Below are 2,148 nucleotides of genomic sequence, written 5' to 3'. Positions count from 1 at the left end.
TTGTTTATCTCAGAGTCCCAGGACCCGTCTCCAGGGCGATGTGTTGATGTCGCCGCCTCGGGCGGGGCGCCGCGCGTCCGCGCGGCGCCCCCCCGCCCCTTTTTTTTTGGAACTTCTTATATGACTGGGTCGGGGTGGGAAGCTAGGATCATCGTGGTCGCGATCTTGAGCCGTGGGCATTTCTTGCTCAGACAGGCGTGCCCGCGGCATGACAGACGGGGAGACAGTAATGCCGGATCCTGCTGCCGAAGCCGGATTTTTCTTCAACCCAATCGATCCGAACTTCCGCCGAGACCCTTATCCGGCGTATCGGAAGCTCCGTGATGAATTCCCGCTCCTTCCCGGGCCGCTGAACTCCTGGGTGGTGAGCCGGTACGACGACGTCGAATTCCTGCTTCGTGACCGCAGGCTCGGCAAGGACCTCAGCAAGACCGCCTACTTCGCCCAGCTGGCGGGCGGGCCCGACGAGGAGCCGCCGCCCTTCCTGGGGCTGGGCATGGACGGCTGGGACGGCAACCTCTTCAAGCTGCTCGACCCGCCGGACCACACCACGCTGCGCACCCTGGTGGCGGCGCCCTTCACGCCGGCCGCGGTCGAGGCCCTGATCACGTCGGTCACGGCCATCACCGACGAGCTGCTGGCCGACCTGCCCTCGCACTTCGACGCCATGGAGGTGCTCGGCGCGCTGCTGCCGGTCCGTGTCCTCGGCGACATGATGGGCATTCCGCGCGAGGACCAGAAGCAGTTCGTCGACTGGTCCACCGAGATCGCGCGCCTGCTGGAGCTGGGCGCGGCCCCGCCGGACGACCTGGCGGCGGCCTCGCAGCGCGCGGTGGCCGAGTGCACGGAGTACTTCGTCAAGGCCCTCGAGGCCCGCCGGGCCGAGGGCGGCACCGATCTGATGTCCACGCTGCTGAGCGTCGCGGACACCATCGAGGGGCTGACGGTGCACCACGTCGCGGCGATGTGCGTGCTGCTCATCGTCCCGGGCCTGGACACCTTCGCCAACCTCATCGGCAACGCCGTGGTGCTGCTGGCCCAGCACCCGGAGGTGCTGAACCGGCTGGCCGAGGAGCCCGCTCTCGGGGACGACGTCCTCGACGAGGTGCTGCGTCTGGAGCCGCCCACGCACGCGTCCTGGCGGGTCGTCAACGAGCCGATCGAGCTGCACGGCCAGACGATGCAGACCGGCGACGTGGTGCTGCTGATGCTGGCCGCGGCCAACCGCGACGAGCGGGAGTTCGAGAACCCCGACGCGGTGTCGCTGGGCGCGCACGGCCGCAAGCACCTCTCCTTCGGCCGGGGCATCCACTACTGCCTCGGTGACAACCTCTCGCGTCTGATGGCCAAGGAAGCGCTGATCGGCCTCGCGCGGCGGTGCGGCACCCTGGAGCTGGAGGGGGACGAGGTCGACCTCAAGCCCGGTCTGTGGCTGCGGGGCCCGGCCCGGCTGCCCGTCAAGGTGACCGCCCGGGAGGCCTCGGCATGACCTCTGCCGCTGAGGCCGTCTCCACCGAACCGATTCTGCTGGAGCTGGTGGACGACGACGGCCGCACGATCGGCGTCGCCGAGAAGCTGTCCGCGCACCAGGCCCCCGGCCATCTGCACCGGGCGTTCTCGGTCTTCCTCTTCGACACCGAGGGCCGGATGCTGCTCCAGCAGCGCGCCCTGACGAAGTACCACTCGCCGGGCGTGTGGTCCAACACCTGCTGCGGCCACCCCTACCCCGACGAGCCCCCGCAGGACGCCGCCGTGCGCCGCGTGCGCGAGGAACTCGGCCTGGTGGACGTCTCCCTCCGGACGGCCGGCACGGTCACCTACGAGCACCCGGACGAGATCTCCGGGCTGGTGGAGAAGGAGTACAACCACCTGTTCGTGGGCGTGGTGGAGGCCAAGCCCGAGCCGGACCCGGAGGAGGTGGGCGACTACCGCTTCGTGAACCGCGCGGAACTCGACGCGCTGCGCGCGACGGCCCCGGTCTCCGCCTGGTTCGAGACGGTGCTGACCGCGGCCCTGCCGGGCGTACGGCAGGTCGCCCCGGGCGGCGGCTGGTAAGGCACCCGGGAACAGCGAAGAGCGGGGGGGGGGGGGGGTGGCCCCCCCCCCCCCCCCCGCCAGTGGCCGCGGGGCGGGCGCGGCGGCACCCCC

2 protein-coding genes are annotated in these 2,148 nt (G+C 70.6%); both read left to right on the top strand.

Annotated features, from left to right (window positions below; genetic code table 11):
- Nucleotides 1-364: 364 nt before the first annotated feature.
- The gene (locus ACFVIU_RS20280) at nt 365-1,489 is read left to right on the top strand and encodes a cytochrome P450 (protein WP_385844033.1); all 1,125 of its coding nucleotides are present in this window, start codon (nt 365-367) and stop codon (nt 1,487-1,489) included.
- Nucleotides 1,486-2,055, top strand: a complete 570-nt coding sequence (idi, locus tag ACFVIU_RS20275) for an isopentenyl-diphosphate Delta-isomerase (RefSeq protein ID WP_385844032.1) — start codon at nt 1,486-1,488, stop codon at nt 2,053-2,055. The genes ACFVIU_RS20280 and idi overlap by 4 nt, the downstream gene beginning before the upstream one ends.
- The last annotated feature ends 93 nt before the right edge of the window (nt 2,056-2,148 follow it).

It is taken from the genome of Streptomyces sp. NPDC127190 (assembly GCF_042672505.1).
Classification (GTDB): Bacteria; Actinomycetota; Actinomycetes; order Streptomycetales; family Streptomycetaceae; genus Streptomyces.
Note: the sequence above shows the minus strand (reverse complement) of the source record. Positions and strands in the feature narration are given on the sequence as shown.